Origin of the sequence: Mariprofundus micogutta (genome assembly GCF_001895085.1) — a bacterium.
Taxonomy (GTDB): domain Bacteria; phylum Pseudomonadota; class Zetaproteobacteria; order Mariprofundales; family Mariprofundaceae; genus Mariprofundus; species Mariprofundus micogutta.
This window is the reverse complement of the sequence record NZ_BDFD01000016.1, coordinates 1-16,126: the sequence shown is the minus strand read 5'-3', so window position 1 is coordinate 16,126 and position 16,126 is coordinate 1. Positions and strand designations below refer to the sequence as shown.

At 47.4% G+C, this 16,126-nt stretch carries 17 protein-coding genes and 1 other RNA gene; 1 reads left to right on the top strand and 17 read right to left on the bottom strand.

Annotated features, from left to right (window positions below; genetic code table 11):
• Window positions 1–1,242 precede the first annotated feature (1,242 nt).
• From MMIC_RS08990 to MMIC_RS08925, 14 genes are all read right to left on the bottom strand, one after another.
• A complete protein-coding gene (locus MMIC_RS08990; RefSeq protein WP_072660134.1) occupies window positions 1,243–1,647 on the bottom strand; it encodes a hypothetical protein in 405 nt (134 codons plus the stop codon).
• Window positions 1,644–2,204 carry a Panacea domain-containing protein gene (locus MMIC_RS08985; protein WP_072660133.1) on the bottom strand — a complete coding sequence of 187 codons (561 nt, stop codon included), beginning with the start codon at window positions 2,202–2,204 and terminating at the stop codon, window positions 1,644–1,646. Before MMIC_RS08985 ends, MMIC_RS08990 begins: the two co-directional genes overlap by 4 nt.
• A 261-nt stretch (window positions 2,205–2,465) precedes the next feature.
• The gene (locus MMIC_RS08980) at window positions 2,466–2,720 is read right to left on the bottom strand and encodes a hypothetical protein (RefSeq protein ID WP_072660132.1); all 255 of its coding nucleotides are present in this window, start codon (window positions 2,718–2,720) and stop codon (window positions 2,466–2,468) included.
• Between the two features lie 71 nt (window positions 2,721–2,791).
• The gene (locus tag MMIC_RS08975) at window positions 2,792–3,274 is read right to left on the bottom strand and encodes a DUF1441 family protein (protein ID WP_072660131.1); all 483 of its coding nucleotides are present in this window, start codon (window positions 3,272–3,274) and stop codon (window positions 2,792–2,794) included.
• Window positions 3,275–3,658: 384 nt separating this feature from the next.
• Window positions 3,659–5,893, bottom strand: a complete 2,235-nt coding sequence (locus MMIC_RS08970; RefSeq protein WP_072660130.1) for a bifunctional DNA primase/polymerase — start codon at window positions 5,891–5,893, stop codon at window positions 3,659–3,661.
• The gene (locus tag MMIC_RS08965) at window positions 5,890–6,177 is read right to left on the bottom strand and encodes a hypothetical protein (protein WP_072660129.1); all 288 of its coding nucleotides are present in this window, start codon (window positions 6,175–6,177) and stop codon (window positions 5,890–5,892) included. The genes MMIC_RS08970 and MMIC_RS08965 overlap by 4 nt, the downstream gene beginning before the upstream one ends.
• Complete coding sequence (locus MMIC_RS08960; RefSeq protein WP_072660128.1) at window positions 6,170–6,403, bottom strand: helix-turn-helix domain-containing protein; 234 nt, start codon at window positions 6,401–6,403, stop codon at window positions 6,170–6,172. The genes MMIC_RS08965 and MMIC_RS08960 overlap by 8 nt, the downstream gene beginning before the upstream one ends.
• Window positions 6,400–6,567 (bottom strand): helix-turn-helix transcriptional regulator, encoded by a 168-nt coding sequence (locus tag MMIC_RS12985; RefSeq protein ID WP_072660184.1) that lies wholly within the window; start codon window positions 6,565–6,567, stop codon window positions 6,400–6,402. The genes MMIC_RS08960 and MMIC_RS12985 overlap by 4 nt, the downstream gene beginning before the upstream one ends.
• A gap of 128 nt (window positions 6,568–6,695) precedes the next feature.
• The gene (locus tag MMIC_RS08950; protein WP_072660127.1) at window positions 6,696–7,412 is read right to left on the bottom strand and encodes a hypothetical protein; all 717 of its coding nucleotides are present in this window, start codon (window positions 7,410–7,412) and stop codon (window positions 6,696–6,698) included.
• 102 nt (window positions 7,413–7,514) lie between these two features.
• Window positions 7,515–7,781, bottom strand: coding sequence for a hypothetical protein (locus MMIC_RS08945; RefSeq protein ID WP_072660126.1), 267 nt, complete (start codon window positions 7,779–7,781; stop codon window positions 7,515–7,517).
• A 223-nt stretch (window positions 7,782–8,004) separates the two neighbouring features.
• A complete protein-coding gene (locus tag MMIC_RS08940; RefSeq protein WP_227819449.1) occupies window positions 8,005–9,288 on the bottom strand; it encodes a tyrosine-type recombinase/integrase in 1,284 nt (427 codons plus the stop codon).
• Between the two features lie 192 nt (window positions 9,289–9,480).
• Window positions 9,481–9,830: a transfer-messenger RNA gene (gene ssrA, locus MMIC_RS08935) on the bottom strand.
• A 52-nt stretch (window positions 9,831–9,882) separates the two neighbouring features.
• A complete protein-coding gene (gene ubiA, locus MMIC_RS08930) occupies window positions 9,883–10,758 on the bottom strand; it encodes a 4-hydroxybenzoate octaprenyltransferase (protein ID WP_227819448.1) in 876 nt (291 codons plus the stop codon).
• Window positions 10,758–11,330 carry a chorismate--pyruvate lyase family protein gene (locus MMIC_RS08925; protein ID WP_072660125.1) on the bottom strand — a complete coding sequence of 191 codons (573 nt, stop codon included), beginning with the start codon at window positions 11,328–11,330 and terminating at the stop codon, window positions 10,758–10,760. Before MMIC_RS08925 ends, ubiA begins: the two co-directional genes overlap by 1 nt.
• Between MMIC_RS08925 and MMIC_RS08920 the strand changes: the two genes are divergently transcribed.
• Window positions 11,329–12,153, top strand: coding sequence for a 16S rRNA (uracil(1498)-N(3))-methyltransferase (locus MMIC_RS08920; protein WP_227819447.1), 825 nt, complete (start codon window positions 11,329–11,331; stop codon window positions 12,151–12,153). The genes MMIC_RS08925 and MMIC_RS08920 overlap by 2 nt on opposite strands.
• 566 nt (window positions 12,154–12,719) lie before the next feature.
• On the opposite strand, the gene MMIC_RS08915 is transcribed toward MMIC_RS08920, so the two are convergent.
• The 3 genes from MMIC_RS08915 to mpl all read right to left on the bottom strand — a co-directional run bounded on the left by MMIC_RS08915 (window position 12,720) and on the right by mpl (window position 15,955).
• The gene (locus MMIC_RS08915) at window positions 12,720–13,391 is read right to left on the bottom strand and encodes a uracil-DNA glycosylase (RefSeq protein WP_227819446.1); all 672 of its coding nucleotides are present in this window, start codon (window positions 13,389–13,391) and stop codon (window positions 12,720–12,722) included.
• A 140-nt stretch (window positions 13,392–13,531) separates the two neighbouring features.
• Window positions 13,532–14,479 (bottom strand): class 1 fructose-bisphosphatase, encoded by a 948-nt coding sequence (locus tag MMIC_RS08910; RefSeq protein WP_072660123.1) that lies wholly within the window; start codon window positions 14,477–14,479, stop codon window positions 13,532–13,534.
• Window positions 14,480–14,560: 81 nt separating this feature from the next.
• Window positions 14,561–15,955: a UDP-N-acetylmuramate:L-alanyl-gamma-D-glutamyl-meso-diaminopimelate ligase gene (mpl, locus tag MMIC_RS08905; protein WP_072660180.1), complete on the bottom strand. Its 1,395-nt coding sequence runs from the start codon at window positions 15,953–15,955 to the stop codon at window positions 14,561–14,563.
• Window positions 15,956–16,126: the final 171 nt, after the last annotated feature.

Below are 16,126 nucleotides of genomic sequence, written 5' to 3'. Positions count from 1 at the left end.
TTCTCCCTAAGAAAACTACGGAAAAATAACATAAACAGTGGTATTTTCAACCACAATAATTTGTAGGTTATTTCACAACTTAAGCGATTTTCTTTAAACAGCGCGGTTGAAATACAATGTAAAAAAACATGGGCGGCAAACCCATGCAAAAACATAAATCGAAAAGAGGTCTGACAAGGATAAACCCATTGAACCCTTAGGCTTCAAGCGATCGGTAGAAGAAACAAAAAAACCTTGGTAATTACAAGCCGGCAAAGCCAGGCATCATGTGAATCAGCAGGCGCTTAAAAAATGGTTGAAATAATACCCAATGCACCGAGGGCCACTACAACAATAGCAACCGTTGCTACATTGCTCTGCTCATCAAGCTCTACATTTATGCGTCCTGAGTCATTCGCTTATTCATATCAGCCTCCTTGGCATTGACTTGAGGCGAAGCCTATTGGCGCATCGCTCCGGTTAATGTGAGATAGATTACAAATACATGACATCACATGGCTTGCAACAGCGCTTCAGGGCCTGCCCACCACACTAGCTTTAAGAAATACTGCCCCCCTGTGACGCCTGTCACATCACTTGCCGCCAGAAGTGATACAAACGCCCAATACTTCAGCCCTGCGGAGGCAGCCATGTCCAAGTCACGCGATCAATCCATTCATTTAAATAATATTACGATTCTCGTTGCAATCGGACTGATTGTCGCATTCTACGGGACAGTATCGGCCCTGATTCAACAGTAATCAGCATAGGCGAGCGCAGTGCATCCTTGATGCAGATTGGGCTCAAACCTTTCAGTTACACTTAATACACCAGACATTAAAACAGCATCCCGTCGAAGCTGACTGAGGATGCTTACCCCAACAGAACCACCAAATACAAAGGGCCGCCCGATTGGTTGGGGATACCCCCAATCAAAACTCGGCTCAATGAATGGGCGGGGTTGACTACGGGCATCCTGCCCTTGCCCTGCGGGCGGCCTTTGGCCGTCCAATTCGGCTGTCATGCCGAATTGTCGAACCGTGGGCACTCATCCCTAACACGCTCACCAAATACAAAGGGCCGCCCGATTGGGCGACCCTTTGTATTTGGTGGCGGCGTCACTCGAATAGGCTTTAACAACAACGGATTAGGGTGCATGTGGTCAAAGTTACTGTGGGAGTTACTGCATAATAGCTTCGCTTATATAGTATATAATAGATGATGGAGATATAAAAAATACCATCCAATAATTAGGGGGTCTAATTAACCCACAGAGTCAGAAAAAAACTTTTTCACCTTTGGTGATGCGTGATGTGACTTCATCAATCCGTCACAAATAGACTGAAATGAATTGGCATTCATGATTCCCTTATAAATAAATTCATTGCACTCAACGCCCTTCATTATTTTTTCAGCAGGCTCGATACGCGCTCGACTATACAGCACGAAACTATCACGCTTGATAAAGTCATGCTCACCAGCCTTTAAAACACAACTGTTATCATAATACTTCCCATCACGAATTGTAGATATACTGACCATTAAGGCTTTTGGTGGCTCACCATGTGGGTTTGTTAATAAAATAAAAAGATGCTTTCTATCAGGGTCATCACTTGGGCCAGAGGGAATAAGAAGGGTGGCTTGCTGTACCGGAAAAAATAGACTCACAATCGAGCAAAGACACCTTCAATTGCGACCTCATCTTCAATGCGGGCCTCCAGAGCAACAGCCTCTTGTCTACTCTTCCCTAGTGCCTCAAAAATCTTGCGAAAAGGAATCGGCATAGATGAACCTTTAGGGTCCTCCCACTCAGGACAATTGTCATGAGTGTAGTCCCTAATATCCCAACGTCCCATATCTTTAAATTGAATCCAAATCTCATCAAGAATGTCTATATCAATATCACTTAACTCATCAAAATCGCCACGAGTGTGACTACTGCTGCGCAACGAGACCCTGTGGTTCGATCTGTCTGAAATCCACGACTCCCATCCGCCTGATGATGATTTGGCTGCACCATTAATGAAATCTAGTGTCATAGAGAGAACTGGGCCATGGGGCATAGCAACAACGCTATCCCCTGAAATTGGAAAACCATACTCATCCAAGGATTTGCGATCAGCAAGATATAAGAGCTTCATCAACTTCAAATGAGGCATGCTATTTCCTTCACACAATGACAGAAAGTAGCCCGCCATCTGAGAAACTTTATGCTCACTAAACATGATTTTCCCCCATAAGATTCCGCAATCTTAATGCTTGATTAGCAAAAAATGCAAATTTTTGGTTACGCATCATAGGTAATATGTCGACAATAACATCGGTATCATTAATCATCTCCTATGAAATGTAGCACATAAATATTAGCCTGGGATTAAAATTGATAGAATATATTCCATGTGATTTAGCACCTACAATCTGCTATGACTTCCATCGCTGAATGTATAAATCAGAAGGATGATTGATAACCATTCCTTGCCCCCCCTTCAATCCTCCAATAACTTTTGATACATGGCTGCTTCAGCCGCAAGCTTAAAAAGCGCCTCATCAATTACCGGTTCAACTTTAGCCATATCTTCATCCGTGAGAATTGCATCCAACTTGTTCTTTAGTTCAGGTTTGATTGCCTGATATTTCTTTACACCCTCAATAGCCATGCTCTCAGCCCTAGCTTTGGCCAATCGCTTCTGTTCATGAGCAAGGCTTAGAGGCTCAGTTTTATTATTTACTTGTACTTTCAAATTAATTTCTCCGTTTTAATATAGTTTTTTATTTCAGTATTGGACCTCTGATGAGGGCAAGCACAAGCAGCTTACTTTCCTTCATACTCATCAAAGTCCAAGTCCATGTCGGCCATTTCGTTTCGCCACTTGGTAATTTCAGAGTCAATCAGGTGAAGGTCTGTTGCGTTTAGTTTCGGGCAACGGCGCTTCAACTTCACCGGCAGAGACTCAAGGCCACTTGCCAGCTTCGCGCATACGCCACCGACCAGCCATTCAACCACACCCACCGGAACAAGCTCACGGCGCGATACAGCATTTTTAATCTCAAGGCCATCAGCACGGGCTTTAGTCTCACGGGCTTTCTCTACATCAATATCAATGTCAGACGAGCCCGTAGGGCGCTTGGCCGCCTCCTGCGGGTATAAGGCTGCAAGGGCATCCACTGAGCCATACAGGGCTGTCCTACCCTCCTGTCGAACGGGCTCAAGCTTGGCTTCAGTCAATCGCTTTTTAATTGTGCGGGGAGCCTTCCCCGTCATTTCTGCAAGTTTGTTTATACTGTATGAGCTCAATCTGATCTCCTTTTATTTGCTGTGATATAAAATCACAAGGTACTGTAAGAATCGGTGCGCCGTGGGTAATTCGCGCCGCAATGGTTCGGCGTTTATGAAAAATTTTTCAACCATGTCGTCATCATGAAAGGCACATAAGAATCTTTTTATGCTTTTCAAACTTTTTATGCAGAGGGGGTGTAGTAAGACACCCTGAAATGGGTGATTGGCAGGGGTAGAGGAGGTGGGTGTTTGAATGACTGGATAAGTATATTTATAATAAAAAAATCTATATATACCAACACATACAGCCTCTATTCTTTTCCCGCATCTTTTCCAAACATACTCACCTATTTCATGCGCTATAAACTCTCAATTCCATTATTCTTTATGCTGGAAAAGTCATTATGACCACTTGGGCGTCTTGGTAGGATAAACATAGGTCTTCGCTCTACCCTTGGTTGCTTCCACCTCTTTGGCCGCATCGCCTCTTTCTTCCATGTCAGTAATAAGGGCTGCGCGTTCTCGTTGATTCAATCCGCGAAAACCAGCAAGGCCAGCTAATCTAGTTAGATTCACTCGACCATTTTCACGCAGAGTCTTCAGAGCCTTTGCATACCTTTTGTCGTAGGGGCTTTCATACATCCCTTCCTTAACAAACCTCATAAACCGCTCACCATGAAACCGAACATAATCAATACACCACTCAGCGATTCTCCGTGTCACCACTGGCGCATGTGGGTTATTGCAGGCTGCAAAGCCGGTACTGATTCGCATGGCATTTTCAAGCCATCGGCGGGAGAAATTAGATTTCCACTCGTCATGCTCCCATGTGTCAATTTCATCATCGAAGGCATCAAACAGGTCTTTTGCTTCCTGACTGAAAGCAACAATATTAGGCACTGGTTTCATGAGAGCGCTATCAAGGGTTAATTCAGCATCTGGTGAATAGACTGCGTTTACCTCAATGATCTTATCAATGAGTGACTGGGGTACTTCATCAGATGGCGTACGGTTTTTTATTACCGGTTCAGAGTGAAGCACGATGCCAATAAAACGGTTTAGAAAACCACCCTCAATATGTGAACCCTCCATTGCATCGAGATACTGACCAGGCGTAGTCAGACAGAGTAAATTCAGTGCTGGCCAATGGACTGTGTTATCGCTGGATGACTGCCTTTTGCACTTCTCTATCCCAAGCTGTGACATGGCCTTTGGCATTGTCCGTGAGTCTGCATCTGAATATGCCTCCTTAAATAACATGAAGGCAGACTTCTTTTGACTATCGCCCTTGGCACGGAATGCATTACCCATCTTATCACCAAATTCATCTATCACTGAGAACTGGCGCGGATAGCCAAGCAACTCTGACCTAATAGCTGAATCACTACTGTAATCAGTAGCTCCATACATTTGATCTAATCCGGCATCGGCAAGCAGTGATGAAACTCCTTTTTTGGTGAAATTCTTACCTGCACCGGACGGCATGATGAGTTTCTGGTAAATGGATGTGACGTTTTTATTTTCAGAGTAAAACCGGCGCGAAGTGATAGCGCACGCAACCGAAACTGCCGTGCTTACTGCAGCAGCCCTTACTGCCTTACGCGACATACCATTGAGGTAGTTAGCTGTTTCATTCACAAAGTCGCATGGCGTAGTCTGGAGGCGATCAGGTATGCGCTCGATCTCATCCTCTTTTTTAGCATCCCATCTTTCTGGTGTTACACCATCGTCATTGCTTGCAGCTATCAATCCAGATAGATCAAAAGGCTCATTAGACGGCGTGGGTATATTCACCCATCCTCGGTCAGTTGCCATTGCAAAAATCGACTCAACATTGATACCGCCTTCCGGTGTGATACTCGCCCATTTCTTAACCTGGGCCTCTGCATCAAACTTGGGTGATCTTGCACTCCACTCAGCCCATAGCGTATAGGCTTGCTCGCCTGCACCGGTAGATTTCAAAGCCATGCCGATCTGTAGCCATGTGTCGTAATCATCCGGTGAGATATAGGCAAGTGCATTGCGAATATCTGTTACCTGATTATCAGGTATCGGGCCGCTACTGACCGGCTGACTCACATGAGCGGCAGGCTTGGATTTCTGCTCAATGATTCCTTTGATAAATTTTTGCCAAGTCTCAGGTAGCTCGATAATGCCTGACTCATCGCCACGCATGACTTTGTACTCGCCACCGTCTGCTTTGGCACCGGCTGGAAGGACGTAACCGGCATCACATCGAATATCAATGTCTTTGCCAATATCAATGTTTCCGATGAAGTCACACCCTGCAGGGCGTTTGAAATAGGCATGGAACCCTCCTGACGGTGTAGTGACCATGTATGTATCGTCTGGCCGACCGTATTTTTCCTGCAGCTTTGCGAAGGTTTCCCTGCCGACTTTCCCATCCTTAACGTCAATATCTATGACGATATAGCCTGACTTTCCGACCACTACGCCATAGTTGCCATTAAGGATTGTTGGCCATCTTTTCACGGCCTCGGATTGTGGTAGTGCATCTTTGAATGAAACGTCTTTGATAGGTATTTTAGTACCGGCAGTGAGCGGGAATATATGCCACTCAGCCTTATCCGGCACCTTGGGAGCGACCTCTGCGCTCGTCCTCCAAGGGTACATCATGTAGCACCTCCTGTGTTAGGGGTAGCTGCACTCTTTAAATAATCCCCTTTCCTTCTCTCAAGCTGGCGCAGGTTGAACTCTAATTTGTCAGCAATATTGGAAGCTGCGCACCTGCCTAAATTTGCAAGGCTTCTTATAGTCGAATGGTGACCAGCGTCTTCATAAATCTTCTCGAACAAGATTATAAAGTCATAAACCCCCATAAGTGCAGCTTTTAGCTGTTCGATTTCATAATGTAAGTCATCCAGATCGATTCGTTTTCCGATGATTCGCTTATTAAGCATGGCTGCCTCCATCAATCGTATAGACAGCTATCCGATGGCCTATACCTGCATGGTCTGTTTGGTTTATCCAATTGGTTACGATCTTATGACCCTGATTGCGTAGCTCTTTCACACGCATTGCAGGATGCATGATGCCGTTATTTCGGGCGTCCAGAGTGGACATGCGGCCCTTACTGCGAATCATACGTATGATTTCATTTCGCTGCTGAGAAGTGGATGCACTCATGATGCACCGCCTAGCTCATCAACTAATTTTCTAATATCAGATACTCGGTAAGCAGTAGTTCTCGGGCCAAGACTTATGCCTTTTGGGTAGCGGCCGTTCCTTACCCCTTCGTACCACTGGGTTTTAGATACTGGGATAATACGCAGCACTTCTGGCAGCCGCATAAAGCCTTCTGGTTCTGGGTTCTCGTACAATGTAGCACCTCTACGACTGATTTACGCCATTGGCGTGCGTCGTAACCCGAACTACATCAGTGGAAGCTTAAGGCGTCGTAGGTATGAAATAAGCCATTTCACACCAAGCTTTTTATTTTATCTGGGAACTCGTAACTATCTAAGCGACCTCGATAGGGCTCTAGCCATTTCAGTTTGTCCTCTAGTGATAAATCTGAAAGGTCATAGGGATGGTCGGATTGTCGGAAGGGGTCTATGCCTCTATTACAGATATCTTTTATTGTCTCCTCAGAAATAGCTCTGATATTTAAGCCGGTCAAGTCCCAATTATTTTGACCATCCATATGTTCAATTCTTCTAAACACCATGAAAGCAGCCTCTTCTATGGAAATATTAAAGAGATGACGAAGCCGATAAGCCTCTAATGCAACATTTTCATTCCGATCTTTATTTATTAGCTCTTTGAATGCATTTGTCTGACCCTTTCCTCTTACAAGCCCAAGCACCCTATCAAGTGAAATCTTGCCGAGAGCTTCATGGTATTCTTCAAAACCATTGGCGAAAAAGTTAAGAACCCACATCGGCGGAAACAATCCAACTTTGTGTGAAATGACAAAAGCCTCCATGGCTATAATTGGGTTTTTTGTGCGATCAAATTCATCCTTTTTCGTGATCAGCAACATGCGCACATCACAAGCATCATCCTCATCAAGCTTATAGCTTCCAAGATCATCCAGTTCTGTTATGCAAAGCTTTAAATTATGAAGGTCATCAACCTCTAAATCATCACCAGTTGGATGGCGAACAAAGCCTGAAAGTTTGATTTCATCTTCCACTAGCACACCTCGCACACAGTAATTATTAAGCTGGGCGGAAGGGGTGTGCAACCTTTTCAGCAGGGTGATCAGGCCCCGCCTATCCGCCCAGCCAGCTTTTAACTAAGCTGCCTTTAACCGTGGCTGATTAACTTTATCAATCATGGCTGATTCAAGTGTCATTGCATCATCAATCAATGTTGAAATGGCCCATGCAGCCTCGCGTACAACAGAATCGCCCATTTGCATGTCAGTACCATCTGGTTGGCTTCCATCACAGCGAATATAGTCTGCTATGGCCTTTGCATGTGCCAGCCGTTCATTCAGCGCATCTCTGATTTCATCAATCCTTGCGAGTGGATTAACTATAAATACATTTTCTTGTTTCATGATTACTACCTCAATGTTTTTTTAGTTATTCCTATGTGGTGTAGGAGGTGGGGCGTATTTCTAGCTCTCATTCTCATCAGGGCCGTCTATAAGGGTAAAGATGAGCATGGTAAACAGGACGGCATAGCCAAATACAAGATAAATCAAGCCCTGAGTAACCATTAGGTAAAATATGATGAATGGTGCGGCGAGGCAAAAGAGGATGAATAGAAAAGTTTTCATTTCATACACTCAATGATGCATTGGCACGACCTATTGGTACCACGTCAGCGCCATCGCGTAGCCCGTCCAGATAGTCTGCCCAGTGTTGCATCATCTTCTTACGCCTAGGCAGATGTTGAGCGTGATTGTACGCAGCCTTAACCTTGTTAGTTTCACGATGAGCAAGTTGTCGCTCAATAACATCTGATTCCCAACCTCGTTCATGTAATAGTGTAGAAGCCATCGCCCTAAAACCATGTCCACATATATCTGATTTTTCATAACCCATACGTCTCAATGCAGCATTCACGGTATTTTCACTCATTGGGCGGCTATCACTGCGCACACTGGGAAATACATATTTTCCGTTTCCAGTAAGCACCTGTATTTCGCGCAACACAGCCACAGCCTGCAACGATAATGGTACAATATGCTTTTCCTTCACCTTCATCTTATGGGCAGGAATACGCCACTCAGCAGCTTCAAGATCAAACTCAGCCCATTCGGCATGACGCAACTCACCAGGCCGTACAAACACATAAGGTGCAAACTGCAAAGCACAGCGGGTAATAAATGAACCTGAATAGCCAGTGATTGCGCGCAGCAACTCGCCCACCCTTTTAGGGTCAGTAATTGTTGCCATGCGCTTATGCACTACAGGTGTCAGCACATCCTCACTTTTTATATCTTCACATGGGTTACGCTTCGCCTTTCCAATGGCAATGGCATAACTGAATACTCTGGAGCAATTAGCCTTGATTCTGTGCGTAGTCTCTATTGCACCTCGTGCCTCAACCCTACGTAACATTTCTAACACTTCAGGGGCTTCAATCTCGCCAATTGTGAGGTGACCCAGCCAAGGGAACACGTCTTTAACAAATTGCAGTAGTATTCTGTCGGCGTGCTTTTCTGAAAGCTTTACGCTTCGATTCTCGTGCCACTCGCGGGCAACTTCTTCAAAAGAGTCTTGAAGAGGAACCCCATATTTAATGCGCTGCTCTCGGTCTATTGCAGCCGCTTCAGCTTTCTTCTTCGCCTTACGCTTATCACTAGGGTCAATGCCGTCAGCGATCAATTTACCTGCCCTATCCGCCTCAGCACGGGCTTTTTTCAGCGTCACCTTATCATACACACCTAGAGATAATGTTTTGCGCTTACCTGCAATTGAATAATCCAACCGCCACCATTTCGCACCACTGGTCTGAACCAGCATATACAGGCCTCCACCATCTGAAATGCGGTATGCCTTATCCTTTGGTTTGGCAGTGCGAATGCTGATGTCTGATGCGATCATGTGCTTTGCCATCGCAGTAACCTCCAACCAGATGCAGTAACTTTTCTACAAAAACAGCTACAACACGCCTGTTACTGTAGCAGTTACTGCATAAAATGTCGACTACCATGGGATGTTGCTGCACATTGCCGGACTACTGAAAAAGAAAAAAGCCAGCAATCACAACGATTACTGGCCTTTATGGTGCATCCTTGGATGCTCTTTTGGTGGAGGCGGCGGGGCTCGAACCCGCGTCCGAAAACCATCAGCCTGCAGTTCTACATGTTTAGTCCATTTGAACAGCACCCCTTGAGAACCAAACGGACAAAATGCCCAAGGGGTCGATTCGTAGCTATTTAACTCTACAGACCACGAGTCTCCGTTCTGTAGTAGCGATTCCATCTAAATGGCCCCGATTTCTCAATGGATGGACACCTCAAGAGCGGGGTAACTTACGCAGCGTAAGCTAGTTCTACGTCGTCGTTTGCAATTATTGCAAGTTGCCTTTTTAACGAGAGTGCAATCCCGACATGCCCTACAGGGTTCAGCATCTTCGTCGAAGCCAAATCGCCCCCATATGCGAACACCGACCATATCGGCGAACAGGAGCAATTCTACACTATGCCTTCAAGCTAACAAGCCTTGCAGTATTAAACCTGTCGCAAATAGCGCACCAACCCGGTGCGACTGGAGAAAAAAACTGAATCCCCATGGCTCCCCCAACCGCAGTAATTTCAAGCAGAGATAGAGCTGCAGTGCTGTCGCTGCACACAAGCCAAGCATCACCCAAAGGCCACCCAGCGAGATAGCGGCAAATCCAAGCAGCAGCAATACCATAACACCCAGGGCAACTACGGCAGCCACGGCCCGATCACCGAGCCAGATTGCTGTGGACTTCACACCGATATTGATATCATCTTTCCGATCACCAAATGCGTATGCGGTATCATAAGAGAGTGACCAGCAGATATTGGCCGCGAAAAGTAACCACGGCACAGGAGAATCCAATACTGAGCCGGTTTCAGCAGCCCAGGCCATCACAGCCCCCCATCCGAAAGCCATGCCAAGCCAAGCCTGCGGAAAGTGAGTATATCGCTTGAGAAAAGGATAAAAACTTGCCAGTACGGCCCCCACCACAGCCAGCAAAATGACAAACATCGAAGTCTGGGATACCAGAAGCAGCGCCACCAGCATCATCAGCAAAAAGCCGGCAAGGGCTGATGCCGGAGATATAGCTCCGGAGGCGATAGGCCTGGTTTTAGTACGCTCCACGTGCGGATCAAAATCACGATCTGCAAAATCATTGATCACGCAACCTGCAGAGCGCATCAATAACACACCGCAAACAAATATAATCAGGTTTTTCAGACTTGGCATTCCACCTGAGGCGGCAAACAAGCCCCACAAAGTAGGCCAGAGCAACAGCCAGTAACCCACCGGCTTGTCGATACGAAGCAGTCTGTACCAGTCAGAAGCCGAACCAACCGGTGAGAACTGCATCATTAGCGATCCCTGACGCTATAACGGCGAGATGATGACTCAAGCCGCTTCCACATTTCAGGGTGAAACAGCTCAACCACAAGCGCGCGCGTGCCCGATGGCGAACGCAAAACAGAGCGGCGCGCCCAGCAGCCGTTAATGCCGCCATCGGCCTGCAACTGAACAACACTGAGATCCGAGCGTGAAAGCGACAACCCCCGATCCAGCAGCAGATTACCCAAAGGGCGCTTACCCTCTTCCAGGTCACGCATCAAATCGGCAGGCAGATCTTCCAGCGGCAATACTGATTCAGCATCAAAGAGCACTGAACCGCGATGCATCAGGGACACCTGCCGCCGCAAAGCCCTGTCGCCAGGCTCACAACCAAGCAGCTGCGCCTCTTCCAGCAGTGCCATATCAACAAACTGATCATGCAAGCGCACTTCAAGCTTAATACCGAAATGGCGCTCCAGGAAACGCGTCAGAGAACCAGCAGTCGTTAAAACTGCGGCAGCATCGCGGCTTACCCCCGCATCATCTGCTTTCCAGTGACGTACTGACTGCCAATCTTGTGATTCCAGAGACCCGAAGAACATGCGCGCATCATGGGGCAAGCAGAGCGTGGGTCAAGCCTCATGTTCGCCGACACACGCATCAAAAGCGCTTGCCTTACCAGGCCCGATCAGGCCGTATTTGCCCATGCATTGCAGGCTTTATATCGAAGAAGAAATCAACATTGGCGAAAGCATCGGGCTTCCCTCTGACCAGGGCCATTACCTGCGCACGGTTATGCGACTTGGCCCCGGCAGCCCTGTGGTGTTATTCAATGGCTTTGGTGGTGAATATCAGGGTACGATTGAGATACTCACCAAACAGGAATCAAGCATCCATGTGGAATCTTTTGCAGACATTTCACGCGAGATGCCTGTATCTGTACATATTGTTCAGGCTGCCTGCCGCAACGAAAAAATTGAAACTGTGCTGCAAAAAGCTACCGAACTGGGAGCTGCCAGCTTTACAATTATCCGTTCAGAACGCAGCTCTTTAAAACTGGATGCCAACAAGCTGGGCAAACGCATTGAGCGCTGGCAGAAAATTATTATTGAAGCTGCCGAGCAGAGTGAAAGAACCAGCGTTCCGAAAGTGCAGTGGCTGAACAAGCTCAGTGATGTCGATGCCAAAGGCATGGCCTTCACCCTGCATCCCGAAACAGACACCAGTTGGCCGGAACAACGCAGCAATATGGCCTCAGCCTCAAATATTACACTCGCCATCGGGCCCGAAGGCGGCTGGAGCCCGCGTGATATAGAAATACTTGCAAGCGCAGGTTTTCAGTCACTCACCTTCGGCCCGCGCGTCATGCGCACCGAAACTGCTGCCCCTGCCCTGCTGGCGGCCATTCAGTCTCTACTTGATTAATGCTGAAAACAGATCACTGAGACCCTGATTTCTCTATACAAACCTGTCACATAGCCCGAAAATGTTAAGATTCTGCATTAAATAGTGTGGCAACCCGTGTTTTTGTGACCCGGATCACAGAACAGCCTTATTGCAGCCCACAACGTTTGCCGACCAAGTCACAACAAGGAGGAAACGATGATCAAATTTGATATTGCTTACACGATTCTGGCTCTGGCCTGTCTGTATATCGGCTCAAATATAGCTTAAACCTCACAGGCATTCAGCGAACCCTATTCGCCCCGTCCGGGGCAAGCTCAAGCGTTATCAATCTCGCTCGCAGTTCAATACGTTCTATTCAAAACAATCACTAATGTGACTTCGGACACATCAAAAACCATGATTCCTCATAGCATCAGCCCTAACACTGTGGAGGGTGAACCTATGATTGAACTTGATATCGCTATTTCTTTAATCTCTTTGGCCGGTTTCTATGTTGCCGGTTCTTTGATTTAAACTTTTGAGATGCGTTAGCGACTGATTCTCGGATCGCTGGCCATACCGACTGCGGAAACAAACTGCAGGTATTAATTCAACTTTTGAAAACCGGATAACAGAGCCTGCAGATCCTGCCAGGACTTCTGCTTCTGGCCGGGTGATCTGAGCAGATAAGCCGGATGGTACGTCACCCAGACAGGAATCCCCTGGTAGTCATACCAGCGTCCGCGCAGTGCCCCCAGAGGTTCATCCGACTTCAGCACAGTTTGTGCCGCAACACGGCCAAGCAGACAAATCATTTTCGGCCGCAGCATATCCAGCTGCTGCTCAAACCATAAATTGCATGCCTGCACCTCATCCGGTTTAGGGTCACGATTATTTGGCGGCCTGCATTTTACTGTGTTCATAATATAAATTTCGTTCCGACCCATCCCCATTGCTGCAAGCATACGATCAAGTAACTGACCAGCGCGCCCGACAAAAGGCTCACCCTGCAAATCCTCTTCACGCCCCGGAGCCTCACCGATAAACACCAGATCGGCATCAGGGTTACCCACGCCAAAGACCACCTGATTACGTTCCTGGCTCAAACTACAGAGACGACATGTTGACGCTTTTACCGCCAGATCTGACAGACCACCGGAGACAGACTTCGCTACAGCCGGAACGTCGGCCTTGACCTCGAAATTCTGCTTTGCCGGAGAAGTTATAGCGGAAGCATCCGCTGCAGGAGAATGTACTTTCGAATCTGTTTGCTGCACTAAAATCTCAGGCCTGAGATTCGACTGCCCGGAAGCGGATTGATCAGAAGCAGATTGCTCTGAAGTAAAAAGGGAAACCGGTGTCTGCACACCGATTTCCCTTAAATATGTTTCTACAAATTGTTTGCTTTCAGCCAAGATTAGCCAAGCAGAGAATCAACGTTGGTATTCGATCCCAAATATACAGGTACACGCTGGTGCAACGCTTCAGGTTCGATATCCAGAACTGCAATACCGTTGCTCATCGCTTTACCACCAGCCTGCTCCATTACAAAACCCATAGGAATTGCTTCGTACAACAGACGCAGTTTGCCGGTCGTGTTCTTTTCATCAGCAGGGTAAAGGAAAACGCCACCTTTCAGCAGCGTACGGTGCATATCTGCAACCATCGCGCCCACGTAACGCATACCAAGGCCTGTTTCTGTTTTCATGCGGTCCAGATTATCGCCCATGCCATCCAGCCATTTATCTTTGTTGGACTCATTCACGGAGTAGTAACCGCCGGTTTCAGGAATACGAATATCACCATGACTCAGTTCAAAACGGGCTGAAGCAGGGTTAAATGTATAACCATCCACACCGGCACCTACTGAGCAAACCATCATCAAAGACGGGCCATACAATACATAACCGGCAGCAATCACACCCTGACCGGACTGCAATGTATCAGACACATGAGGACGATCGGAATTAGCCGTTTTACGTTTCACAATGGAGAAGATCGTGCCAACAGGACCATCAACATCAAGATTGGATGAACCATCAAGCGGATCCACCAACACCAGATAATCGGCATGCGAATACTCTTCGATCACCAGCAACTCTTCCTGTTCTTCAGAACCTACTGCACAGACAAAACCTGTGGAGCGCATTTCATCAAGAAAGATTTCATCGGAGAGAACATCCAGCACCTGCTGCTGCTCGCCCTGTACATTTTCACCGCCAGCTTCACCCAGTGCACCGCGAAAAACGGCACCGCGCAGAACAGCTGCGATTTCAATCGCTGCACGGCCTACACCCTGGATAATCGGCATCATGGCTGAGCCATTGTCACCCTGTGTGGCTATCTTGTTCAATGTTGTTGGCATATCCCCTCCAGAATAATCATTACGAAAAAGCGCGCTCATACTAGCCAAGTATGGCCGTGAACACAAAATTCAATGCGCCGTTCAGCTTAAGTTTGCCAGCAAACGCTTATGAATACCTTCAAAGCCACCATTGGAAAGCACCAGCACATGGTCGCCGGATGCTGCGCCATCAGCAACAAAGTCGACGATGGAACCTACATCCTCAATGAGCGAGGCCTTGCTTCCAATTTCCCGACAAACAGCAGCAGCGTCGAGCACCTCTTCCGGTTGCAGATTACGGTCAGAAGGTGCCGCAAACACCACATGATCTGCGGCATCAAAACAGAGTGGCAATCGTTCCTGATGGATACGGGTCCGCATGGTATTGGAGCGCGGCTCGACTATCACCCACAGTTTTCCGTCTGCCCCGTTCTTTTTCATGCTTGCGCGAGCAGCACTTACCATACCGGTAATTGCAGTCGGATGATGGGCAAAATCATCAAATACTTTCACACCGCCAGCTTCGCCCACCAGCGTCATACGCCGACGAATACCGGAGAAACTTTCAAACGCCTCTTTGATAGTCTCAATCTCCACACCCATTGAGGTGGCTGCTGCTGCAACCGCACAGGCATTGGCCACATTGTGAACACCTATCATGTCCCATGCTGCTTCCAGTACAGGGCTGCCATCCCGATATAATCTGAATAATGATCCATCTTCACTCAAAACCTGCCACTGCCACTCTGCCTCAGCATGACCGAAGCGGGCAAAACTAATAACCGGCGACCAGCAGCCGCGCTGAATCACATCCGTAATATCTGCCTCATCGGCGTTGGCGATCACTACCCCATCAGCTGGCACGGTGCGCATCAGATGATGAAACTGGGTTTTGATCGCATCGAGATCCGGAAAGATATCTGCATGATCATATTCCAGATTATTCAGGATCAGGGTACGGGCATGGTAGTGCAGAAACTTGCTTCGTTTATCAAAAAAAGCGGTATCATATTCATCACCTTCCAACACGAAAGGCGCAGCGTTTCCGATTCTCGCACCACCACCAAAATTCTCCGGCACGCCGCCAATCAGAAAGCCGGGACTTTGCTCCGCCACTTCCAGCACATGTGCGATCAGTGATGACGATGTGGTTTTGCCGTGTGTGCCTGCAACAACAACAGCATGGCGCCCCGGCAACACATGATCACCAACAAACTGAGGCCCTGAACAGTAAGCCAGGCCTCTGTTGAGGATAGCTTCCACCTCGACATTACCGCGGCTCATGGCATTGCCGATCACACAAAGATCAGGGGCCGGATTCAGATTCTCTTCAGAAAAAGCTGCAATCTCCACACCCAGTTCAGCCAGATAGTCGGACATCGGCGGATAAACACCGGCATCAGAACCTGTAACTATCCAACCCTGTGCCTTGGCCAGAGCCGCGATTGCTGCCATGGCTGTACCGCAGACGCCGAGAATATGAAGATGTTTGGACATATATGCGGATTGAATCAGAAAAGCGCACGCGGTCAATAGAATTCATCACTGCTGTCCGGTTAAGGAATTAGCAGCAAGAAAACAGGCCTGAATTCCCAACGATTATGGTAAATTTGTAGTTATCCAGACAGCAAATTCACAGAACGGAGAACTCAGGCCATGAAGCACATT